The sequence below is a fragment of the Devosia crocina genome (assembly GCF_900116545.1).
Taxonomy (GTDB): Bacteria; Pseudomonadota; Alphaproteobacteria; order Rhizobiales; family Devosiaceae; genus Devosia; species Devosia crocina.
Genome location: NZ_FPCK01000001.1, coordinates 892,794 through 911,284 on the forward strand (window position 1 = coordinate 892,794; position 18,491 = coordinate 911,284).

Consider the following 18,491-nt stretch of genomic DNA (forward strand, 5'->3'; position numbering starts at 1 on the left):
AAGAGGGACTTGCCATCACAGCTGAGGGAAAGCGGGGAATAGGCGGTGTGGCGGCGCAAGCAACGGCGCACGAAATACAGATGGGGGTGGCGCGATTTTAGGTGCAAGCAAGCAGTCTCAGGCGTAAATAGTGTTCTTGTTTCCTCCAAACTTTTGGGCATGGGTGTCTTTCATGAAGTGGGCAAGTTGTCTGCGCCTGGCACGCGTGGGTGCATGGCAGGTCGGGGTAGTTGCGTTTTTGGCCGCCGCGCCGCTGGCGCTGGGGGGCGATCCGTTGCCGGAGCCGCAGGGGCCGGTCATCTTGACGGTGAGCGGGACGGTCGGGGTGACCAATAGCGAGGCCGGGGCGCAGTTCGACCGGCAGATGCTGCGGGATATCGGTGTCACGCACGTCAAGACCTCGACCCCCTGGACGGATGGGGTGCAGGATTTTTCGGGCGTGCTGGGCCGGGCCTTGATGGAGCGGGTGGAGGCGCAAGGCGATGTCGTAATGGCCTCGGCGCTCAACGATTATACGGTTGAGCTGCCGATGAGTGACTTCCTTGACTATGATTTGCTGCTCGCCACCGAGATGAACGGCGAGGAAATGCGCGTTAGCGACAAGGGGCCGGTCTGGATCGTTTATCCGCGCGATGACGAGCCGGCGCTGCAGGACAGGCGGCTCCACGACCGGTGGGTTTGGCAGCTCAAGTCGCTGCAGGTGCAATGAACGGCCGGCCCTGGACGTCGCGGCCTTTTTTGGCTGCGACGCTTGCGCTGACGGTTCTGTTTGTCCTGCTTCTGACCACCGTCACCCGCCTGATGATGAACGAAGGACGCCTTGCGGGGGAGCCAGCCGAGGGGGTGATCTGGTTTTCAAGCCAGGGCCAGTTCGAGGCCATGCGCCTTGCCGATGCCGCCTTGTTGTTCGAAGCGGGGCGCGTCAGTCGCGACGAACTGCAACTGCGCTATGACCTGCTCGACAGCCGCATTCATCTGTTCGAGGAAGGGCAGATACCGAGGCGGGCTGCCGCAATGGGGTTCAGCGACGAAATCGCGGGATTGCGCGACATGCTCGAAAGCCATCGGGCGGGGCTGGCCGACTTCGAGCCGGACAACGGCGCGGCGATTCTGGCGCTGCATGACACGGCGGTGGCCATGGCTCTGACCATGCGCGACTTCGCCAATGCGGGCATGCTCGATGGGCGCGACCGGCAAAGCGTCGTGAGGGACCACCGCCGGCAGATCCTGTTCGAGGTCATCGGCTATCTGGTGGCAACGATCGTGGCGGGCATTCTGGTGGCGATCATCGTAGTGCGGGGGCTGCGCAACACAGTGCGTACGGAAGCGGCGTTGCAGCACGAACGCGAGGTGTCGCGCCTCCACCGCGCTTTCACGTCGGTCGTGTCGCACCAGTTTCGCACGCCGCTTTCCATCATCGACTCCAGTTCGCAGCGCATGTTGCGGCGGGGTAGCGCGATGTCGATCGAGGAGATCACCCATCGCGTGACCAAGATCCGCAATGCCTGCCAGCGGCTGACGCGGCTGATGGAAAGCACGCTCAATGCCGCCCGGCTCGAGCAGGGCGAGATCGCGTTTCAGGCGCGGCCCTGCAATGTGCGCGAACTGATCGACGCGGTTTGCGAAAATCAGGTGGAGGAAGAGCAGGCACGGATCGAGCGGCATCTCGTGGGATTGCCGGACCTGACGATGGCCGATGGGGTCCTGCTCGAGCAGGCCGTGCACAATCTGGTTTCAAACGCGCTCAAATATTCAGCGGCCGATACGCGCGTGGTTATCCGCGGCAGCGAACAAGACGGCAATGTCGTCGTCAGTGTCGAGGATTTCGGGGTCGGCATTCCCGCCGACGAGGTGGGGTTCGTCACCGAACGGTTTTTCCGCGCCCGTACCGCCGAAGAGTTTCCGGGAACCGGGATCGGGCTCAATTTCGTGTCGCAAATCATGTCGCTTCATGGTGGCCGCGTCGAGGTCAAGAGTGTGGAAGGGCAGGGCTCGACTTTCAGCCTCGTCTTTCCGTTCCGGCCAGTCGAGCCCGTGGGACAGACACGGGCGGCTCTGGCGCCCTCTGTCTAGCGGCGCGTCCATTCGCTGCACTGGCCAAGCGGGCACCGGTCGCTTACATAGGGACATCACCAGAGCAAATGGAAACAGCCATGAATCAGAGCAGCAGAATTTTCGACGGGCTCGGACGGATCATGAACGAGGCTGCAGGCGTGGCCGATGGCGTGCGCCGGGAAGTGGAAACCGTTGCCCGCTCTCAGGCCCAGCGCATTGTCGCCGACATGGAGCTGGTCAAGCGCGAGGATTTCGATGCGCTGCGCGAGCTGGTTCAGGTGCAAGGCGAAGAGATCGACGCCTTGCGCAAGGAGCTGGCTGCCCTCAAGGCCGACAAGACAGCCTGACGAATCCCGCGCGCCCGAAAGGGGTGCGCAAGCAAAAGACGCGGCCGGGCGGCTATCGAGGCGTGCCCGGACGGTGTGATATGGTTAACGGCTGGTTACCATCTTCCACAAGAGATTGGGGTGTCGTGACCGGGGTTGGCTCCCTGAATCAGCTATGGCGTGTAGGCTTTGAGTCGTGGACGATTCGAGCGCAGGAGTGAGGCGCCCGGGATAGTCCGCTCTGCCCGAAGCTCCGGTGCGCCGGTGTGGATGGTGATCTGCCAAGCCAGCACGGAACCGCCCCAATGTCCCTGATTGCTTATGAGCCCGATCGTAGCTCCCATCCGGTGGACCTGGTCGAGCATATCGCGTCGATCAATGACTGGACATTCGAGCGGCAGGATGCGGACGAGATTTCCATTTCCGTGCGGGGCGGGTGGAGCGACTACCACGTTTCGTTCAACTGGATGGAAGATCTGGAATCGCTCCATATCGCCTGCGCCTTTGATCTCAAGGTGCCCGATGGCCGGCGCAACGAGGTGCGCCAGCTGATCAGCCTGATCAACGAGCAGCTCTGGATCGGCCATTTCGACATCTGGAACAAGGAAGGCGTGGTGCTGTTCCGCAATTCGCACCTTCTCACAGGCGGAGCGGATGTGTCGCCGCAGCAGTGCGAAGCGCTCTTGCGCTCGGCCACCGATAGTTGCGATCTCTACTACCAGGCATTTCAGTTCGTGGTCTGGGCTGGCAAATCGGCAGCCGATGCGCTGAGCCATGTGATGTTCGAAACCGTGGGCGAGGCATGATGACGGATCTGCGTTCCATTGGCCCGGTGATGCTGATCGGGGCTGGCAAGATGGGCATAGCGCTCGCCACCGGCTGGCTCGAAGCAGGCCTGCCGCCCACCAATCTCGTTCTGGTCGAGCCGCATCCGAGCGAAGAGACCAAGGCTTTTGCCGCCGAATATGACCTGATGATCTATGATCAGGCGCTTGGGCTGCGCCCCAATGTGCTGGTGCTTGCGGTCAAACCGCAAGTCATCGACGCGGTGATGGAGGGGCTTGCCCCCGTGATCGGGCCGCAGACGCTGATCCTTTCTATCGCAGCCGGCATTTCGCTGACGCGTCTCGAACAAGGCTCCGGCACCGACCGTGTGGTGCGGTCCATGCCAAACACGCCAGCGCAGATCGGCAAGGGCGTGACGGGCGTTGTTGCGGGTCCCGGTGTTGACCAGGATGGCAAATCCGCCGCCGAGGCGCTGCTGTCGGCTGCGGGCCTCGTCGTCTGGTTCGACAGGGAAGGCGATCTCGACGCGGTCACCGCCGTTTCGGGTTCGGGCCCAGCCTATGTGTTCAATCTTGTCGAAGCGCTGGCCGCAGCGGGGGTGGCACAGGGGCTGGATGAGCATGTGGCCATGGTGCTGGCTCGCCAGACAGTGATCGGTTCTGCGGCATTGCTTGAAGCCGATGCGGCGCCGGCAAGCGTGCTGCGCCAGAACGTGACGTCACCGAATGGCACGACCGCAGCGGCCCTCGCGGTGCTGATGGCCGCGGATGGTCTTGCCCCCTTGATGGAGCGGGCTGTGGGCGCCGCGCGGCAGCGCAGCGAAGAACTGGGCCGCAGCTAAAGCCGCGCGTCCTGGCGCAGGGCCAGCAGCTTGATCGAAGCGAACTGGCCGCGCAGCTTTTCGACTTCGGACAGGATCTGGGAAGGCGCTTCGTCTTCAATGATCGCATCGATCAGCAGATAAGCAGCCAGCAGGTCGCTCGCTTCGCCCGCCAGCGCATAGCGCAGGCCATAGACTTCGGCGAGGAGAAGGGCGGCCGGGTGACGCGCCGCCCCCGTCATGATCGTCCGGCTCAGAATGGCGATTGCGCGCGAGACAAGGCGTTGGCGCCGTTCGAGTTGATTGCAACGGCTCGCTTCCGCAAGCAGCAGGCGCGCCATGTCCATGCCGGTCGTCTGGCGAAGCAGCAGATTTTCCGCAATCATGGGATCGCGCAGGACGCTCTCGTAGCACCAGAGTGCTTCGAGAAACTCACCCTGGCGCTGCATTTCGTGCGCTTGATCAAGATAGTCCCCCAGACCCGGCATGGACGCCCCCGCTGCCCCAACCGAGTCGAACGTGTCGCACAAGCGGCTGGCGTGCAAGCCTTTTATGGGCGGCGGTAATTGATGGTGAGGCTGAGCCGGTCGAGCACCGGGTGATCATTGGGATCGACCATGCCGATCAGAAACTGGCGCACCATGTGAGCGCCATCAGGAGGTAGGGCCGCGATGGCATCGTCTATGCGGCTGGCCTGGGTGGCAGACAGAGTGGCGAAAAACGCGCGGCCCTTGTCGGTGGCATGCAGCAGCCGCTGGCGCCGGTCGGCCTGTCCGGTTTTCTGCTCGATATAGCCATTGTCGATCAGCTGGCGCAGAACGCGTGCCAGGCTCTGCTTGGTGATCTTGAGAATGTCGAGCAGATCGGCCACGGGCATGCCGGGCCGAAGATTGACGAAATAAAGCACCCGATGATGGGCGCGTCCAAAGCCCTGTCGCTCGAGGAGGGCGTCCGCGTCGCCCGTGAAGTCCCGGTAGGCGAAGAAAAAAAGCCCCATGATATCGAGGGGCAGATCGGAGCGCGCCGGAAGCGGAGAAGTTATGTCAGCCTTGTTGACATTTTTTTGCGGCTCTGGCATTGTCGCTCCATCACAACGGCGTTCCGTCTTATCCCAAAGACATTCAGGTTTGCCAAGGGCATGGCCCTTGGGGCATGATCGACGAAGCGCCCGTTTCGTGTGGAAATGGCAAGAACGAAGACTTTGGAGAGGATCATGGCAGGCGTGCCCATGGACCAGCGTGATGGCTGGATCTGGTTCGATGGCGAACTCAAACCGTGGAAGGACGCGAAGATTCACGTGCTGACGCACGGGCTTCACTATGCCAGCTCGGTATTCGAAGGCGAACGCGCTTATGGCGGCGAGATTTTCAAGTCGCGCGAACACACCGAGCGTCTGATCCGCTCGGCGGCAACGCTCGACATGCCGTTTCCCTATTCGGTCGACGAGATCGAAGCGGCCAAGCGGCTGGTGCTGGACAAGAACGGCCTCGTGGATGCCTATGTGCGTCCCGTTGCCTGGCGCGGCTCTGAAGAGCTGAGCGTTCCGGCCCGCAACAACAAGGTGCATGTGGCAATCGCGGCCTGGGTGTGGCCAAGCTATTTCTCGGTCGAGGAAAAGCTCAAGGGCATTCGCCTTGAGTGGAGCAAGTGGAAGCGCCCGAGCCCTGAAACCATTCCCTCTTCAGCCAAGGCTGCCGGGCTCTACATGATCTGCACGCTGTCCAAGGACGCGGCAATGGCCAATGGCTATGCCGACGCGCTGATGCTGGACTATCGCGGCTATGTGGCTGAAGCCACCGGGGCGAACGTGTTCTTCATCAAAGGCAAGGACATCACGACGCCGACGCCGGACTGTTTCCTCAATGGCATCACCCGGCAGACGCTGATCGCGCTCGCCAAGGAGAACGGGTTCACCGTGACCGAGCGGCATATCATGCCCGAGGAACTGGGCCAGTTCGACGAGTGCTTCCTGACCGGCACCGCCGCGGAAGTGACGCCGGTTTCGGTGATCGGCGATTATTCGTTCACGCCCGGCGAAGGGTGCCGGACGCTGATCGACGCCTATTCGGCCGCAGTGCAGCCCAAGCGGGCGGCGGCGGAATAAGATTTTGATGATCTGAGATCGAAAGGCCGGGCAGGGATGCCCGGCCTTTTTCGTATTGGGTGATAGGGAAGGCCCCTCACCCTTCCCTGCGGGCGACCTTTCCCTCAGCGGGAGAGATAAGGTAGTTCCTGAGCGTGGGGGCCTTACTTCGCCCAGCGGTCTCTAGCCGCGTCGTCTGCCGTGTTCGCCTCTACCCATTGCGTGCCGGACGCGGTTTCTTCCTGTTTCCAGAACGGAGCGTCGGTCTTGAGGTAATCCATCAGAAACTGTGCGCCATCGAAAGCGGCTTGGCGATGGGCTGCAAGGGTCATCACTTGCATGATCGCCTCGCCGGGAACGAGGCGTCCATAGCGGTGGAGAATGGCGGCATCGATCAGGCCGAAGCGCTCGATGGCCCGCCCGCGCAGGGTGGCGATCTCGTTTTCGGCTAGTTCCGGATAACATTCGAGAATAAGCGCGTTGATGGGACGGTCGGGGCTGGACCGGACCATTCCTGTAAAGGTGACGGCGGCGCCGGCATGAGGATGATCGGCCGCAAAGGCGGCGAGCAGGGCGCCGGGATCGAAGGGGGAGGCGGAGACCAGGATCATCTCAACCGCCGGTCATCGGCGGCAGAATGGCGACCGTTTCGGCGCCATCGATCGGGGTGTCCCAAGGCACGATGCGGGCGTTTTTGGAGAGCTTGAACTGCCGGGGATTGGCCATGGCAAGATCGAGCGCTTCGTCGTTGCTCCGCAGCCAGCAGACAAGATCGTCGAGCGTGCGCACACTATCGGGCGGCGTGACCTCGTCGCTGGCGCGGTTGAGGCGCTCGCGCAGCCAGGCGAAGTATAGGACTTTCATTTCGGCCCTATGCCGGACAGATGCGGCCAGGAGGCGCGCAGATAGTTCCAGCCGGTCCAAAGCGTGATCAGCCCGGCAGCCCAGAGCATAAGATCGGAAACGAGTCGCAAGCCGGGGATGATGCCCTCGAGCAGAACGACGGCGAGCGCCACGAGCTGAATGGTGGTCTTCCACTTGGCCAGCTTGCTGACCGGCAGAACGATGGCGGTATTGCCCAGAAATTCGCGCAGCCCGGAGATAAAGAACTCGCGAAAGAGGATGGAGGAAACCGGGATCATGTCCCAGCCCGAAAAGCTGCCGTCCCAGGCAAGCGCGGCGACCAGGATGCCGACCAGCAGCTTGTCGGCGATCGGATCGAGCATGCGGCCAAGGTCCGAATACTGGTTCCAGGCCCTGGCGAGGTAGCCATCCACCCAATCGCTGGCCGCGGCCAGCACAAAAAGGACCAGCGCAATGATGCGCAGAGTGATGTCGCCACTCATCACCAGCCAGACGATGGGGATGATTGCGGCAACGCGCGCGATGGTGATGATGTTGGGGACGAGAGTGAGCGGGTTGCGGGTCATGGGGGGAGAGAACAGGAATGGGGCAGGGGGGTCAAGACGGTTCGGCGTCCTTGACAGATTTGCACCGTCCTATGCTCCTGGAGCTCTGGTCAGAGAAGACGGGGGAAGAGTGTTGAACAAGTCAGCACGAAACGAACGGCGCGAGCTGACGGCTGTGCCCTTCATTGGTTTAGATTTGGAACCGTTCGAGCGGCTACCCGGAAAAGCCTGCGGAGTGACGCTTTAGGAGCGTCTGCCCTCCCGTTAGTTAGAAGGGCAGACATCATCAGATTCAGGCAACGGCCTGGGCGTTTGCCGCGCGGCGTTTCTCGACAGCTTCGGCAAGGGCTTCGAGGGCGGTAACGGTGGTGCTCCAGTCGATGCAACCGTCGGTTATGGATTGGCCGTAGACCAGGTCCTTGCCGGGTTCGAGATCCTGGCGGCCGGCGACGAGGTTGGACTCGATCATGACGCCGATGATGCGTTTGTCGCCAGCGGCGAGTTGCGCCCCGATATCGGCGAGCACAAGCGGCTGGTTCTCTGGCTTTTTGGCGGAGTTGGCGTGGCTTGCATCGATCATGATGGCGGGGTTGACCCCTGCCTTGCCAGCAGCATTGGCGGCTTCATCGACGCTGTGGGCATCGTAGTTGGTGGTTTTGCCGCCGCGCAGGATGATGTGGCAGTCTTCATTGCCGGTCGTCGCCGCGATGGCTGAGCGGCCGTCCTTGGTAACAGCCATGAAGTGGTGCGGCTGACCGGCGGAGAGCACGGCGTCGAGCGCAATCTTGACATTGCCATCGGTGCCGTTCTTGAAGCCGACCGGGCACGACAGGCCAGAAGCCAGTTCGCGATGGATCTGGGACTCGGTGGTGCGGGCGCCGATAGCGGCCCAGGAGACGAGATCCGCGATATATTGCGGGGTAGTCATGTCGAGGAACTCGCAGGCGGCCGGCAGACCGAGATTGGCAATGTCGAGCAGCAGGGTACGTGCGGTGTGCAGGCCCTGGGTGATGTTGAAGCTGCCATCAAGATCCGGATCGTTGATCAGGCCCTTCCAGCCGACGGTCGTGCGCGGCTTCTCGAAGTAGACGCGCATGATGATTTCGAGCCGGGACCCAAGGGTTTCGCGCAGCGTCACGAGGCGTTGGGCATAGTCCATGGCCGCTTTGGGATCGTGGATTGAACAAGGGCCGACGATGACCGCGAGACGATCGTCCTGGCCTTGCAGAATGTTGTGGAGGTCGTGGCGCGCGGCGATCACGGTGCGCGTCGCCTGATCGGTACGCGGATGCTGGCGCATGACGTCGATCGGCGTCGTCAGCGGCTTGATTTCGGTGATGCGAAGATCGTCGGTGGACTTGAGCATTTTGCGGGTCTCTCGGGTGATCGAGGGGCCAACAAAAAAGCCGCCTCGGAAGTCGGGCGGCTGGCTTGCGATTTGGGTCTGGTCTCTAGGGGATCAGGACGCGCGCGCATTAGCCTCCGCCGGGAGCGGATAGCTAAAATACCAAAAAAAGGTGGCTGCGTTGATCATGACGGCGAAGCTAGCGGAGGCGTGCCGGCTTGTCCAGCCCCGACTTTGGTCTGAGGCGGGGCTAAGCAAATCCCCGCCGGCGGCGGGGATTTAAGAGCAGCGTCAATTACATATCGGCTTTGCCGGTGTCGCCCATGTCGGGCTTGGCGCCGGTAGCAGCAGCAAACAACATCTTGGCGCCGGCGATTACCTTGTTCGGGCTGTCCCAGACTTCACCTTCGTCGGGCGTCACCTTGAGCAGGCGAATCTCGGGATCGCTAGCGTCATCCCACCATGCCTTGTCGAATTGTTCCCACAACTCTTCGATCTTGACGCGGTCATTGAGCACGACGGCGTCGCCGGAGATCACTGCATATTTGTGGCCACCATTATCGGCCCAGGCAAGGGAAACGTTGGGGTACTTCTCGATCTCGGTCAGCTTGTGACCTTCGATGTCGGTGAGGAAGTAGATGGCGTTCTCTTCGCGACGGACGCGTGCCGACATGGGGCGGCTGCGCTGATTGGACCCGTTCCAGGTGGTCAGCATGCAGATATCGATCTTGTCGGCCAGCTCCCAGATGCGATCGGTCGCTTCCTGGGGGGAGAGAATGTGATTGTTGTCATCGGACATGGTGCGACTCCTGATTGGTCAGGAAACGAACGAGCGGAAGCCGCGGAAGTTGCTCCCGAAAGCACGGCGAGGGTGATTTCGCCGTGCCTGCCCGGTTCACGCGTTCATCTGGAATCGCTGGAGATGGAGGATCGTCACCTCACCTTCCCATTCGGGCCAGTGCTGACGATGAAGGTCCACGAAGCGTTCGGTCCAGCGAACGATCTCGGCGTCTGTTTCAAGCTCGTAGATGGCGTAGCCGCCGACCAGTTCCTTGGCTTCGGCGAAAGGGCCGTCCGTGATGAGCTGACCCTGGCGCATCGTCACTGTGCCGGCCAGTGCCATTCCGCCGGTTTCCGTCATGCGGGCACCAGCCTCCATGCCAAGCTGGACGATAGCCTGCATCAGAGCGGGCGGCGGGTTGATCGCAACTTGCGGGTTGAGGGTCTTGACCATGGTGAGAAACTTCATCGGACGCTCCTGTGTGTCTGCCTATGCGACGAAGCGGCATGTCGGATTTCGACAGAACGCGGAGATTTATTGCACGGCGCGCAGTGCTGCGAAATGAACCACCCGAACCAGCCGGGTGGTCACGGTAGGGGGTACGCGTCAGGTGCGATTGAAGTGGTCGTAGACCAGCTGGGCCATGGATCTTGAGATGCTGGGGACGGATTCCAGATCGAGGAGGCTGGCGCGGGCGACGGCCTTGGCGGAGCCGAAGTGGTTGAGGAGCGCGCGCTTGCGGGTGGGGCCGATCCCCTCGATCTCGTCCAATGGGTTCTTGACGACGTCCTTTTTGCGCTTGGCGCGGTGGGTGCCGATGGCAAAGCGGTGCGCTTCGTCGCGCAGGCGCTGCACGTAGTACAGCACGGGGTCGCGATGGGGCAGCATGAAGGCATCCTTGCCTTCCATGAAGAACTTTTCGCGCCCGGCGTCCCGCTCCTCGCCCTTGGCGATGCCGATGAAGGTGACTTCCTTGGGCAGGTTCAGTTCAGCGATCACCTGGCGTACGGCGTTGAGCTGACCGGCGCCGCCATCGATGAAGACGACATCGGGCCAATCCGGCATGCCGGTGGACTCGTCTTCCGCATCGGTCTCGCTTTCAGTGGCAAGACGGGCGAAACGGCGGGTCAGAACCTCGCGCATCATGCCGAAGTCGTCGCCGGCCGAGATGTCGGATTTGATGTTGAACGTGCGGTAGTGTTTTTTGGAAAAGCCCTCTTCGCCCGCAACGATCATGGCGCCGACCATGTTGGTGCCCGAGATATGGGAGTTGTCGTAGACCTCGATACGGCGCGGGGGCTCGTCGAGACCGAAGCAATTCGCGACGCCTTCGAGGAGGGCGCGGTGTGACGCGCCTTCGGCCAGCTGGCGGCCAAGGGCTTCGCGCGCATTCTGCAAGGCATGGTTGACGAGGTCCCGTTTTTCGCCGCGCTGCGGAGTTTCGACCCGCACTTTGTAGCCGGCGCGGGTGCGCAGAGCTTCTTCGATCACCTCGGGCTCGGCAAGGTCGTGGCTGAGAAGCACGAGGCGGGGCGGGGTGCGATCCTCATAGAACTGGGCGATAAAGGCTTCGAGCACTTCGGCATCGGACAGGCTGTCGTCGGCCTTGGGCCGGAAAGCGTGGTTGCCCCAATTCTGAAAAGCCCGGAAGAAAAAGACCTGTACGCAGAACTGGCCGCCTTCGTGATGAATGGCGAACACATCGGCCTCCTCGACCGACCGAGCCGTGGCGTCCCCCTGCGACTGGACGAGAGCCAGCGCCGACAGGCGATCGCGCAACAGCGCGGCGCGCTCGAAATCGAGGTTTTCCGCGGCGGCAGCCATATCCTTTTGCAGATGGTCGCGCACCGACTGAGACTTCCCAGTCAGAAAAAGACGCGCATCTTCGACAAGCTCGCCATAGGCTTTGAGGCTGGTTTCCCGTGTGCAGGGTCCAGCGCAGCGCTTGATCTGGTATTGGAGGCAAGGACGCGTGCGGGCGGCATAAAAGCTGTCCGAGCAATTGCGCAGGAGGAAGGCCTTTTGCAGGCTGGCAATGGTTCGCCCGACCGCGGTAGCGGAGGCGAAGGGACCGAAGTAATGACCTGGGCGGCGGCGGGAGCCCCGGTGTTTGGTGAGTTCGGGCGCTTCGTGATCCGTGGCGATCAGGATGTAGGGGAAGCTTTTGTCGTCCCGCAGCAACACGTTGAAGCGTGGCTTGAGGCGCTTGATGAGATTGGCTTCAAGCAGCAGCGCTTCGGCTTCTGTTTCGGTGCGGACGAATTCCATCGACACCGTGGCCATGACCATGCGCTGAATGCGCACGGAAAGGCCTTCGGGTCTGGTGTAGTTGGTGACGCGCGCCTTGAGGCTGCGCGCCTTGCCCACATAGATAACCTCGCCATTAGCATCGAGCATGCGATAAACGCCCGGCGCTGCGGGCAGGGTACGCACGAAATTGCGGATAACCTCCGGGCCAGAGGGGAGCGGAGCAGGGGTGGTGTCGGTCTCAGTCATTTTCGAGGCGTCGGGCCGCGTCGGGAGGGGTAATCAAGATGCTTGCCACCATCGAGAGCAAGCATCTGGCCGGTATAGGCGGTCATGCCCAGAATGGCGAGTACACCCTGGGCTATGGCGTCGGGATCGGCGTGGCGCTTGAGCGGCAGGGACTGGATACTTTGGGCGAAGTCCTCTTCACTCTGGCCGCTATGGGGCAGGACGGGGCCGGGGCCGATGGCATTGACGCGAATGGCCGGGGCGAATGTCTGCGCCATGGTGCGCGTCGCAGTCCAGAGCACGGACTTCGATAAGGTATAGCTGAAATAGGCAGGGCTCGGGTGCAATACCCGCTCGTCAATCATGTTGATGATGTTTCCTTCGCGGTCGGCCGGCAGCTGGGCGGCGAAATCACGCGAAAGGAATATGGGGGCTTCGGCATGAATGGCAAAGTGCCTGTCCCACTCGGTTTCGATCACATCATGGGCACTGTCGGGGTCGAAGACCGAGGCATTGTTGATCAGAATGGTGAGCGGACCGAAAAACGCCCTGGCCTTCTGGACGAGCGCGGCGCGCTCGGTGCGATCGGCGAGGTCGGCCTTGATTTTTTCGGCACGGCCCCCTTTGCGCCGGATGTCCTCCACAAGTTCACCCGCATCGTCGCCGCCCGAGCGATAGTGAATGACGACGGTGTAGCCGGCTGACGAGAGCGTGCGGGCCAGAGTTGCGCCGATGCGGTCGCTGGCGCCGGTGATCAGGGCGACACCGGAGTGGTTCTGGTTTTGGCGGAGCGATTCAGACATTGGCGAAACAATAGGCCGGATCACCGGCCTCCTTCAATCGACGCATTTGAATGGGTGTTGCGAACGGATGTCGCAACGGGGTGAGTGTAGGCGGAGGAGATGACAGATCGGGGCAGGAATGAGATGGCAAAACTCGAGGGCCTGCGCTAGCGTGATCGCGTCCTGCACCAAGGTTCCAGCGGGACGTATCGGTGCAATCGGTGACCATGTCTTCCCCCCAGATCCAAGGCGCGGACAATCTCGGCCGCGCGATCATCCTGACGCTGCTGACTATCGGGGTTTTCGGCGTTCAGGATGCCGTCGCCAAACTGTTGGTGCAGGATCACTCACCTTTCCAGATCACCATGATGCGCTATTGGGGCTTTGCGCTCTTTGCGCTGGTGATGGTGATGCGGCAGGCGCCGCTGCGGCGGGCCTTGCAATCGAACATGCCGCGGCGGCAAGTGCTGCGCGGCGTGCTGCTGATGGTGGATATCTGGTGTTTCGCCATCGCCTTACAGAGTGTGCCGCTCGGCGAGTTGCAGGCGATCGTGATCGTTTACCCGCTGCTGGTGACGGTATTCGCGATACCGATCTTGGGCGAAAAGGTCGGGATCTTCCGCTTTGCCGCGGTGGGCGCGGGATTGCTGGGTGCGCTGGTGATCCTGCGGCCGGGCGGGGTGGCGCTCGATTGGGGCGTTGGGTTTGCTCTGGCGTCGGCGGCGACCTATGCGCTCTATATCGTTCTGACCCGGCAGGTTTCGCGTGTGGACACGGCTGCTACAAGCCTGGCTTATGGCTCGCTGATCGGCCTGTTGATGTCGAGCGCGGTTGGAGTGTTTTTCTGGCAGCCGATGGAATGGGCCGACTTCGGGCTGGTCGTCCTGACGATGATCACGACCTGCATCGGGCATGGACTTATGGTTTATGCCTTGACCATGGCGCCAGCCAGCGTCCTGCAGCCGTTCAACTACTTCTCGCTGCCATGGGCCATCATTCTGAGCATCGTGGTGTTCGAGCAGTGGATTGATGCGGTATCGCTGCTGGGCGCGGGGATCATCGTGGCAGCAGGGCTCGTCGTCATGGCGCGGGAGCGCCGGAAGCAGGTACGCGTCGTCCTGCCGCCTGTGCCCGGCGAAGCATAGCGTTCAGGCAAAGAACTGAGCCACCCAAACATCCAAAGCTGCCTTCGCAGTAAGCGCAGCGCCTGGTTCGTTTTCGGATGATTGGCAGAGATCTGCCCCTGACGGGTTGCAGCAGCGCGCCGGAATGGGCATGTGAGGCAGAGGATTACCCGGGGAGGCTCGCTATGGGCATTTTGCAGATCGCGCTCGTCCTGTTGTTGATCGGCGGTGGCTGGACGCTTCTGACGAGGGGCAAGGCGACGCGCGAGCGGGATGCGCTGACGCTGCGGCGGGTGGATGCCTATATCGAAACGATCCGGCGCGAGCGCAGCAACCGCGAACTCGTGGCCATGAGCGACAGCGAACTGCGCGATCTCCTGCATTCGGGCGCGCGCAATTACCGGATTGCCGGCCAGAAGCGCGGCTGGATCGTGCTGGGCGTCGGCGCGGTGACGCTGATGGCGGGGATCGTCGTGGGCAGCCAGGATGGCTGGCGCGGATTCGGTATCGCCGTGGCAGTAGGCGCCGTGGTCGCCTACGGGGTCAACGAATTCCTGCTGCGCCAGTCGAGGGCGCCGCTTGAACGGCACGGTGTCGACGTCGAACGGCTGACCATCGAATAGAAAAGCGCACCGACCGGGATCGATGCGCCTCGGGATTGCGCTGAGCTGGCATTAGTTGCCGGCGCAGAAGTATCCGTTAGGTCCGTTGAAACAGAAGCTGCCGCTCGGACGGCTCGGATAGGGGGCAGGGATCACCGGCTGCGGACGCTGGTTCCAGTGGGGCGGACGCGGTGGGCGCGGGTTCCAGTGCGGCGGGCGCGGGGGTGCCGGATTCCAGACGGGCGGGCGCGGCGGACGCGGCGCGTAATAGTCGTCATCCCAACCGGCATTGGACAGGTAATTGGACGACACCCAGCCATTGGGGCCGCGCTTTTCAATGAAGCACCAGCTGCCCTGGCAGTATTGAACGTCAACACGTTGGCCGCGGATCAGCGTATCGACGACGCGGTAGCCGGTGCCCGGACCGTTGCGAACATTGACATTGCCGGTTGCATAGGCTGTCGCTGCGGACGCTGCAACAGTGGTTGCCAGCACTGCCAGGGTGGCAAGCCCGGAGGCGATCAGCTTGCGATTAAGAGCCATGGGAGTTCTCCTTTCCCTGTTATTGGCCTTTGGCCTTGGGTCTAGATAAGCGCATCGCGGATGAACCCAGACTGAACAAACCCAACAGGGGAAAGCGACTGTAGCGCAGCCGAACCAGCTCACTGCATGAATGCCTGAACGAGCGCTGCGTTGCCGGGCGCGATCAGAATTGCAGCAAGTCAGTGAAACGTCGCAGGATATTGCCCAGCTTCTTGGCATGCTTGGGCTTGAGTTCGCCCAAGAGCGCATCTTCAAGCTGCTTCCAATGATCGGCAAGGCTGTTGCGAATACGGATGCCCCGTTCGGTCAGCGCGACGCCGGGCAAGAGCTCGGGCCCCACGGCGCGCCGTTCCACCAGGCCGCGATCGGCAAGGCGGCTGAGGCGAGGCGACAGGAAGTCGAGCGGCAAGCCCAGCTCCTCGCCGAGTTCGACTTCGGTCCGGCCTGCGCGGCCGAGTTCGAAGAGAATGGCATCGTCTCCTGGTTCGAGCCCGCGCTCGACAAGCGGCACAAGCACGGCCTTGTGCGCCAGCTGGCCGGCAGCAATCAGCCGGTAGAGCACTGAACTGGAAGATGGTTTTGACATAGGCGGGAAAATAGTCCGAACTCCCGTTACACGTCGATGGCGGTTCCATCCTATCGTTAATCGGGCAACGACCAAGAGGCGTTATTGTTCACTCGTTGCAGATGAGTTATGCGTCGATTGGCAGGGCAAGGCGCGATAATGGCCGGAAAACGCCCCACGTCTGGAGGCCAGGTTGCAGGATCTTGCTCGCATTCGCGCGTTCGTTCAGGTCTTCGATGCCGGCGGTTTTTCTTCTGCGGCGCGCCTGCATGGCCGGTCCAAGGCGCTGCTGAGCAAGTATGTCACCGACCTCGAAGACTATCTGGGCGTGCGGCTGATGAACCGGACAACCCGTAAACTGAGCCTGACCGAGGCGGGTGAAGCCTATTACCGGGAAGCCTCCTCGCTGTTGCAGCAACTCGACGACCTTGATTCCACAATCACCGACCAGACGGCGGAACCGCGCGGCATGCTCCGCGTCTCGGCACCGCGCAATTTCGGGGAGTCGACGCTGGCTCCCGCCATCTTCGAATATCTCAAGAAACATCCCAAGGTGACGCTCGACCTGCGGCTCGAGGATCGCTACGTCGATCTCGTGGACGAAGGGATCGACGTGGCGCTGAGGATTTCGACGCTGGCGGACTCCTCCCTCATTGCCCGCAAGATCGCGGATATGCATGTGGTGGTCGGGGCAGCGCCGAGCCTGATCGCCGCTATCGGAACGCCGCGGCATCCCGAGGATCTGCGGCATTTGCCGTGCATCGTCGATGTGAACCTGCAGGGTCAATCTAACTGGCGCTTCATCGAGAACGACAAGACCATTTCAGTGCCTGTGACCGGGCCGCTCCGGGTCAATTCTCCGCTTGCGGCGCGCACCGCAGCAGCCATGGGTCTCGGTTTCGTCGTATTGCCGTCCTATCTGGCGGACCCGCTGGTGGCGAGTGGCGAGCTCGTGCCGGTGCTGCCCGACTTTCTGCCGACCGGCCAGACGCTGCAGGCAGTGTATCCACATCGGCGGCACCTTGCCGGAAAGGTGCGGGCCCTGATCGACCATCTGGTGGACTGGTTTGCGGTTCACCCCATCAACTGACGGATCTTTCTCTTGAGCCTCATGCGATTTCTCAGCCCGGCGCTTGCTGCTCTGGCGGTGCCGGCGGCACTGTTCGGCTTGTCGCAGCCGGCGCTTGCGCATCCGCACATCTTCATCGATGCCAAGGTCGAGGTGGTGTTCAACGATGCCGGAGAGATCGCGACGCTGCGGCACGCCTGGACCTTCGACACTGCTTTTTCGGTGTGGATGGTGCAGGGGCTCGACACCAATGGCGACGGCATTGTCAGCACCGAGGAAATGCAGGAGCTGGCCGACGAGAACATGATCGGGCTTGCCGATTATGGCTTCTATACATTTGCCGGGGACGGGATGGCGTTCACCGCCGCAGGCGACCAGCGCATGCGCTATGAGGACAATCGCGTCACGCTCGATTATGCGATCAATGCCACGCAGCCGGTGGCGCCGGGTTCGGATTTCGAACTCGGGATCTACGATGCCGAATATTACGTGGCGATCGGCTTTGCCGATGCCGGGGATGTCACCCTTGTCAACGCGCCGGACAGCTGCCGCGTCGATCTCATACCCCCCCATCCCATGGATCCCCAGACCGAAGCGCGGCTTTATGCGCTGGGGCCCGAAGTGCTGGAACTGCCGCCTGATCTCGCGGCCGCAATGCGTGGAACACAAGGAGCGATCCGCATTGCCTGTGGCGCTGCGCCTGTGCCGAGCACGGCGCTCGAAGCAACCGAGCAGGTGGCACAGGCCCGGCCCGCAGCCCCCTTTAGCGGGCCTCCACCGGAAGTGGGCCTCAACCTTCCGCGGACCGGGTTTTTCGGCTGGCTGCAGGAGCAGCAGCGCCAGTTCTATGGCGCCATGACCGGCGCGCTCGACCAGATGCGGACGGACTGGACCGCGTTCTGGGTGCTGGGCGGGTTGAGCTTTCTTTACGGCGTGTTTCACGCCGCAGGGCCCGGGCACGGCAAGGTCGTGATCTCGTCTTATGTGCTGGCGAGCGAGCGGCAGTTGCGGCAGGGCATTACCCTCAGCGCGTTGTCGGCTTTGCTTCAATCGCTTGTCGCGATCGGCTTTGTGCTGGTGCTTGCGGGCGTCTTGCGGCTGACGAGCACGGCGATGGGCGATGCGGCCTATTGGGTGAGCGTGCTCAGCTATGGCCTCGTTGCGCTTCTGGGGCTTTGGCTGGTGGCGCGGAAGCTTTTTGGGTGGGGTCACCACCACCATCATCACGCGCCCGAGCCCGTCCGCCGCGACATCTGGCACGATGATCACGAGCACGGCCATGGCGAGCATGGGCACCACAGTGACGACCACCACCATGGGCATGAGCGCAATCACGATCACCACCACCACCATGGCGAACATATGCACCACGCGGTTGCGCCTGCCGATCTCAATGGGAGCTGGCGCGAACAGCTCGGCGTGGTGCTGGCGGTGGGGTTGCGGCCGTGTTCGGGAGCCTTGGTCGTCATGGTCTTTGCGCTGTCGCAGGGTGTGCTGGCTGCAGGTATCGTTTCGGTGCTGCTGATGGGCGTGGGCACAGCCATCACGGTTGCAGCGCTCGCCTCGCTGGCAGTGGGTGCAAAGGGCCTTGCGAGCCGGCTCGGCGGCACCGACAGCGCCCTTGCCCGGGGGATCGTCTGGTGGGCGGAGCTGGTCGGCGCGGTTCTGGTGCTGTTCTTCGGTGTGTTGCTGTTGCTGGCAAGCTTCTAGCGCCACTCCGCTTATC

General features: G+C 62.3%; 22 protein-coding genes. 10 read left to right on the top strand and 12 right to left on the bottom strand.

Features of this window, described 5'->3' with window-relative positions; translation table 11 throughout:
* Positions 1-172: 172 nt before the first annotated feature.
* The 5 genes from BM364_RS04095 to proC all read left to right on the top strand — a co-directional run bounded on the left by BM364_RS04095 (position 173) and on the right by proC (position 4,008).
* Complete coding sequence (locus BM364_RS04095) at positions 173-709, top strand: putative pterin-binding protein (protein ID WP_092421240.1); 537 nt, start codon at positions 173-175, stop codon at positions 707-709.
* Complete coding sequence (locus tag BM364_RS04100) at positions 706-2,073, top strand: sensor histidine kinase (protein WP_092421241.1); 1,368 nt, start codon at positions 706-708, stop codon at positions 2,071-2,073. Before BM364_RS04095 ends, BM364_RS04100 begins: the two co-directional genes overlap by 4 nt.
* An 80-nt stretch (positions 2,074-2,153) precedes the next feature.
* A complete protein-coding gene (locus tag BM364_RS04105) occupies positions 2,154-2,402 on the top strand; it encodes an accessory factor UbiK family protein (RefSeq protein WP_092423855.1) in 249 nt (82 codons plus the stop codon).
* Between the two features lie 284 nt (positions 2,403-2,686).
* The gene (locus BM364_RS04110; RefSeq protein ID WP_092421242.1) at positions 2,687-3,187 is read left to right on the top strand and encodes a type III secretion system chaperone family protein; all 501 of its coding nucleotides are present in this window, start codon (positions 2,687-2,689) and stop codon (positions 3,185-3,187) included.
* Positions 3,184-4,008 (top strand): pyrroline-5-carboxylate reductase, encoded by an 825-nt coding sequence (proC, locus tag BM364_RS04115; protein ID WP_092421243.1) that lies wholly within the window; start codon positions 3,184-3,186, stop codon positions 4,006-4,008. The genes BM364_RS04110 and proC overlap by 4 nt, the downstream gene beginning before the upstream one ends.
* On the opposite strand, the gene BM364_RS04120 is transcribed toward proC, so the two are convergent.
* Together BM364_RS04120 and BM364_RS04125 are read right to left on the bottom strand one after the other, a co-directional pair.
* Positions 4,005-4,475 (bottom strand): hypothetical protein, encoded by a 471-nt coding sequence (locus tag BM364_RS04120; RefSeq protein WP_092421244.1) that lies wholly within the window; start codon positions 4,473-4,475, stop codon positions 4,005-4,007. The genes proC and BM364_RS04120 overlap by 4 nt on opposite strands.
* Before the next feature lie 62 nt (positions 4,476-4,537).
* Positions 4,538-5,065: a MarR family winged helix-turn-helix transcriptional regulator gene (locus BM364_RS04125; RefSeq protein ID WP_425284870.1), complete on the bottom strand. Its 528-nt coding sequence runs from the start codon at positions 5,063-5,065 to the stop codon at positions 4,538-4,540.
* Between the two features lie 135 nt (positions 5,066-5,200).
* Here BM364_RS04125 and BM364_RS04130 point away from each other — a divergent pair, with 135 nt between their 5' ends.
* Positions 5,201-6,091 carry a branched-chain amino acid aminotransferase gene (locus BM364_RS04130; protein WP_092421248.1) on the top strand — a complete coding sequence of 297 codons (891 nt, stop codon included), beginning with the start codon at positions 5,201-5,203 and terminating at the stop codon, positions 6,089-6,091.
* Positions 6,092-6,234: 143 nt separating this feature from the next.
* Here BM364_RS04130 and BM364_RS04135 read toward each other — a convergent pair whose 3' ends face one another.
* The 8 genes from BM364_RS04135 to BM364_RS04170 form a co-directional block, all read right to left on the bottom strand.
* Entirely contained in the window at positions 6,235-6,681 is a 447-nt protein-coding gene (locus tag BM364_RS04135; RefSeq protein WP_092421251.1) for a molybdenum cofactor biosynthesis protein MoaE, read from the bottom strand.
* A 1-nt stretch (position 6,682) separates the two neighbouring features.
* Positions 6,683-6,934: a MoaD/ThiS family protein gene (locus BM364_RS04140; RefSeq protein WP_092421261.1), complete on the bottom strand. Its 252-nt coding sequence runs from the start codon at positions 6,932-6,934 to the stop codon at positions 6,683-6,685.
* Positions 6,931-7,500, bottom strand: coding sequence for a CDP-diacylglycerol--glycerol-3-phosphate 3-phosphatidyltransferase (pgsA, locus tag BM364_RS04145; RefSeq protein ID WP_092421262.1), 570 nt, complete (start codon positions 7,498-7,500; stop codon positions 6,931-6,933). The genes BM364_RS04140 and pgsA overlap by 4 nt, the downstream gene beginning before the upstream one ends.
* A 271-nt stretch (positions 7,501-7,771) precedes the next feature.
* The gene (locus BM364_RS04150) at positions 7,772-8,845 is read right to left on the bottom strand and encodes a 3-deoxy-7-phosphoheptulonate synthase (protein ID WP_092421263.1); all 1,074 of its coding nucleotides are present in this window, start codon (positions 8,843-8,845) and stop codon (positions 7,772-7,774) included.
* 274 nt (positions 8,846-9,119) lie between these two features.
* Positions 9,120-9,623 carry a pyridoxamine 5'-phosphate oxidase family protein gene (locus BM364_RS04155; RefSeq protein WP_092421267.1) on the bottom strand — a complete coding sequence of 168 codons (504 nt, stop codon included), beginning with the start codon at positions 9,621-9,623 and terminating at the stop codon, positions 9,120-9,122.
* A 96-nt stretch (positions 9,624-9,719) separates the two neighbouring features.
* Positions 9,720-10,073, bottom strand: a complete 354-nt coding sequence (locus BM364_RS04160) for a YciI family protein (protein ID WP_210186386.1) — start codon at positions 10,071-10,073, stop codon at positions 9,720-9,722.
* 138 nt (positions 10,074-10,211) lie between these two features.
* Positions 10,212-12,101 (bottom strand): excinuclease ABC subunit UvrC, encoded by a 1,890-nt coding sequence (gene uvrC, locus BM364_RS04165; protein WP_092421270.1) that lies wholly within the window; start codon positions 12,099-12,101, stop codon positions 10,212-10,214.
* The gene (locus tag BM364_RS04170; protein ID WP_092421274.1) at positions 12,098-12,883 is read right to left on the bottom strand and encodes an SDR family oxidoreductase; all 786 of its coding nucleotides are present in this window, start codon (positions 12,881-12,883) and stop codon (positions 12,098-12,100) included. The genes uvrC and BM364_RS04170 overlap by 4 nt, the downstream gene beginning before the upstream one ends.
* A 206-nt stretch (positions 12,884-13,089) precedes the next feature.
* Here BM364_RS04170 and BM364_RS04175 point away from each other — a divergent pair, with 206 nt between their 5' ends.
* Positions 13,090-14,007: a DMT family transporter gene (locus BM364_RS04175; protein ID WP_092421276.1), complete on the top strand. Its 918-nt coding sequence runs from the start codon at positions 13,090-13,092 to the stop codon at positions 14,005-14,007.
* A 164-nt stretch (positions 14,008-14,171) separates the two neighbouring features.
* Positions 14,172-14,609, top strand: a complete 438-nt coding sequence (locus BM364_RS04180; RefSeq protein ID WP_092421279.1) for a hypothetical protein — start codon at positions 14,172-14,174, stop codon at positions 14,607-14,609.
* Positions 14,610-14,660: 51 nt separating this feature from the next.
* Here the strand turns inward: BM364_RS04180 and BM364_RS18345 are convergent, their stop codons facing one another.
* Together BM364_RS18345 and BM364_RS04190 are read right to left on the bottom strand one after the other, a co-directional pair.
* Positions 14,661-15,131 carry an SH3 domain-containing protein gene (locus BM364_RS18345; RefSeq protein ID WP_175528454.1) on the bottom strand — a complete coding sequence of 157 codons (471 nt, stop codon included), beginning with the start codon at positions 15,129-15,131 and terminating at the stop codon, positions 14,661-14,663.
* Positions 15,132-15,294: 163 nt separating this feature from the next.
* Complete coding sequence (locus tag BM364_RS04190) at positions 15,295-15,717, bottom strand: MarR family winged helix-turn-helix transcriptional regulator (protein WP_139232474.1); 423 nt, start codon at positions 15,715-15,717, stop codon at positions 15,295-15,297.
* Positions 15,718-15,889: 172 nt separating this feature from the next.
* Here BM364_RS04190 and BM364_RS04195 point away from each other — a divergent pair, with 172 nt between their 5' ends.
* Positions 15,890-16,786: a LysR family transcriptional regulator gene (locus tag BM364_RS04195; RefSeq protein WP_092421287.1), complete on the top strand. Its 897-nt coding sequence runs from the start codon at positions 15,890-15,892 to the stop codon at positions 16,784-16,786.
* 21 nt (positions 16,787-16,807) lie between these two features.
* The gene (locus tag BM364_RS04200; RefSeq protein WP_092421293.1) at positions 16,808-18,475 is read left to right on the top strand and encodes a HoxN/HupN/NixA family nickel/cobalt transporter; all 1,668 of its coding nucleotides are present in this window, start codon (positions 16,808-16,810) and stop codon (positions 18,473-18,475) included.
* Positions 18,476-18,491 lie beyond the last annotated feature (16 nt).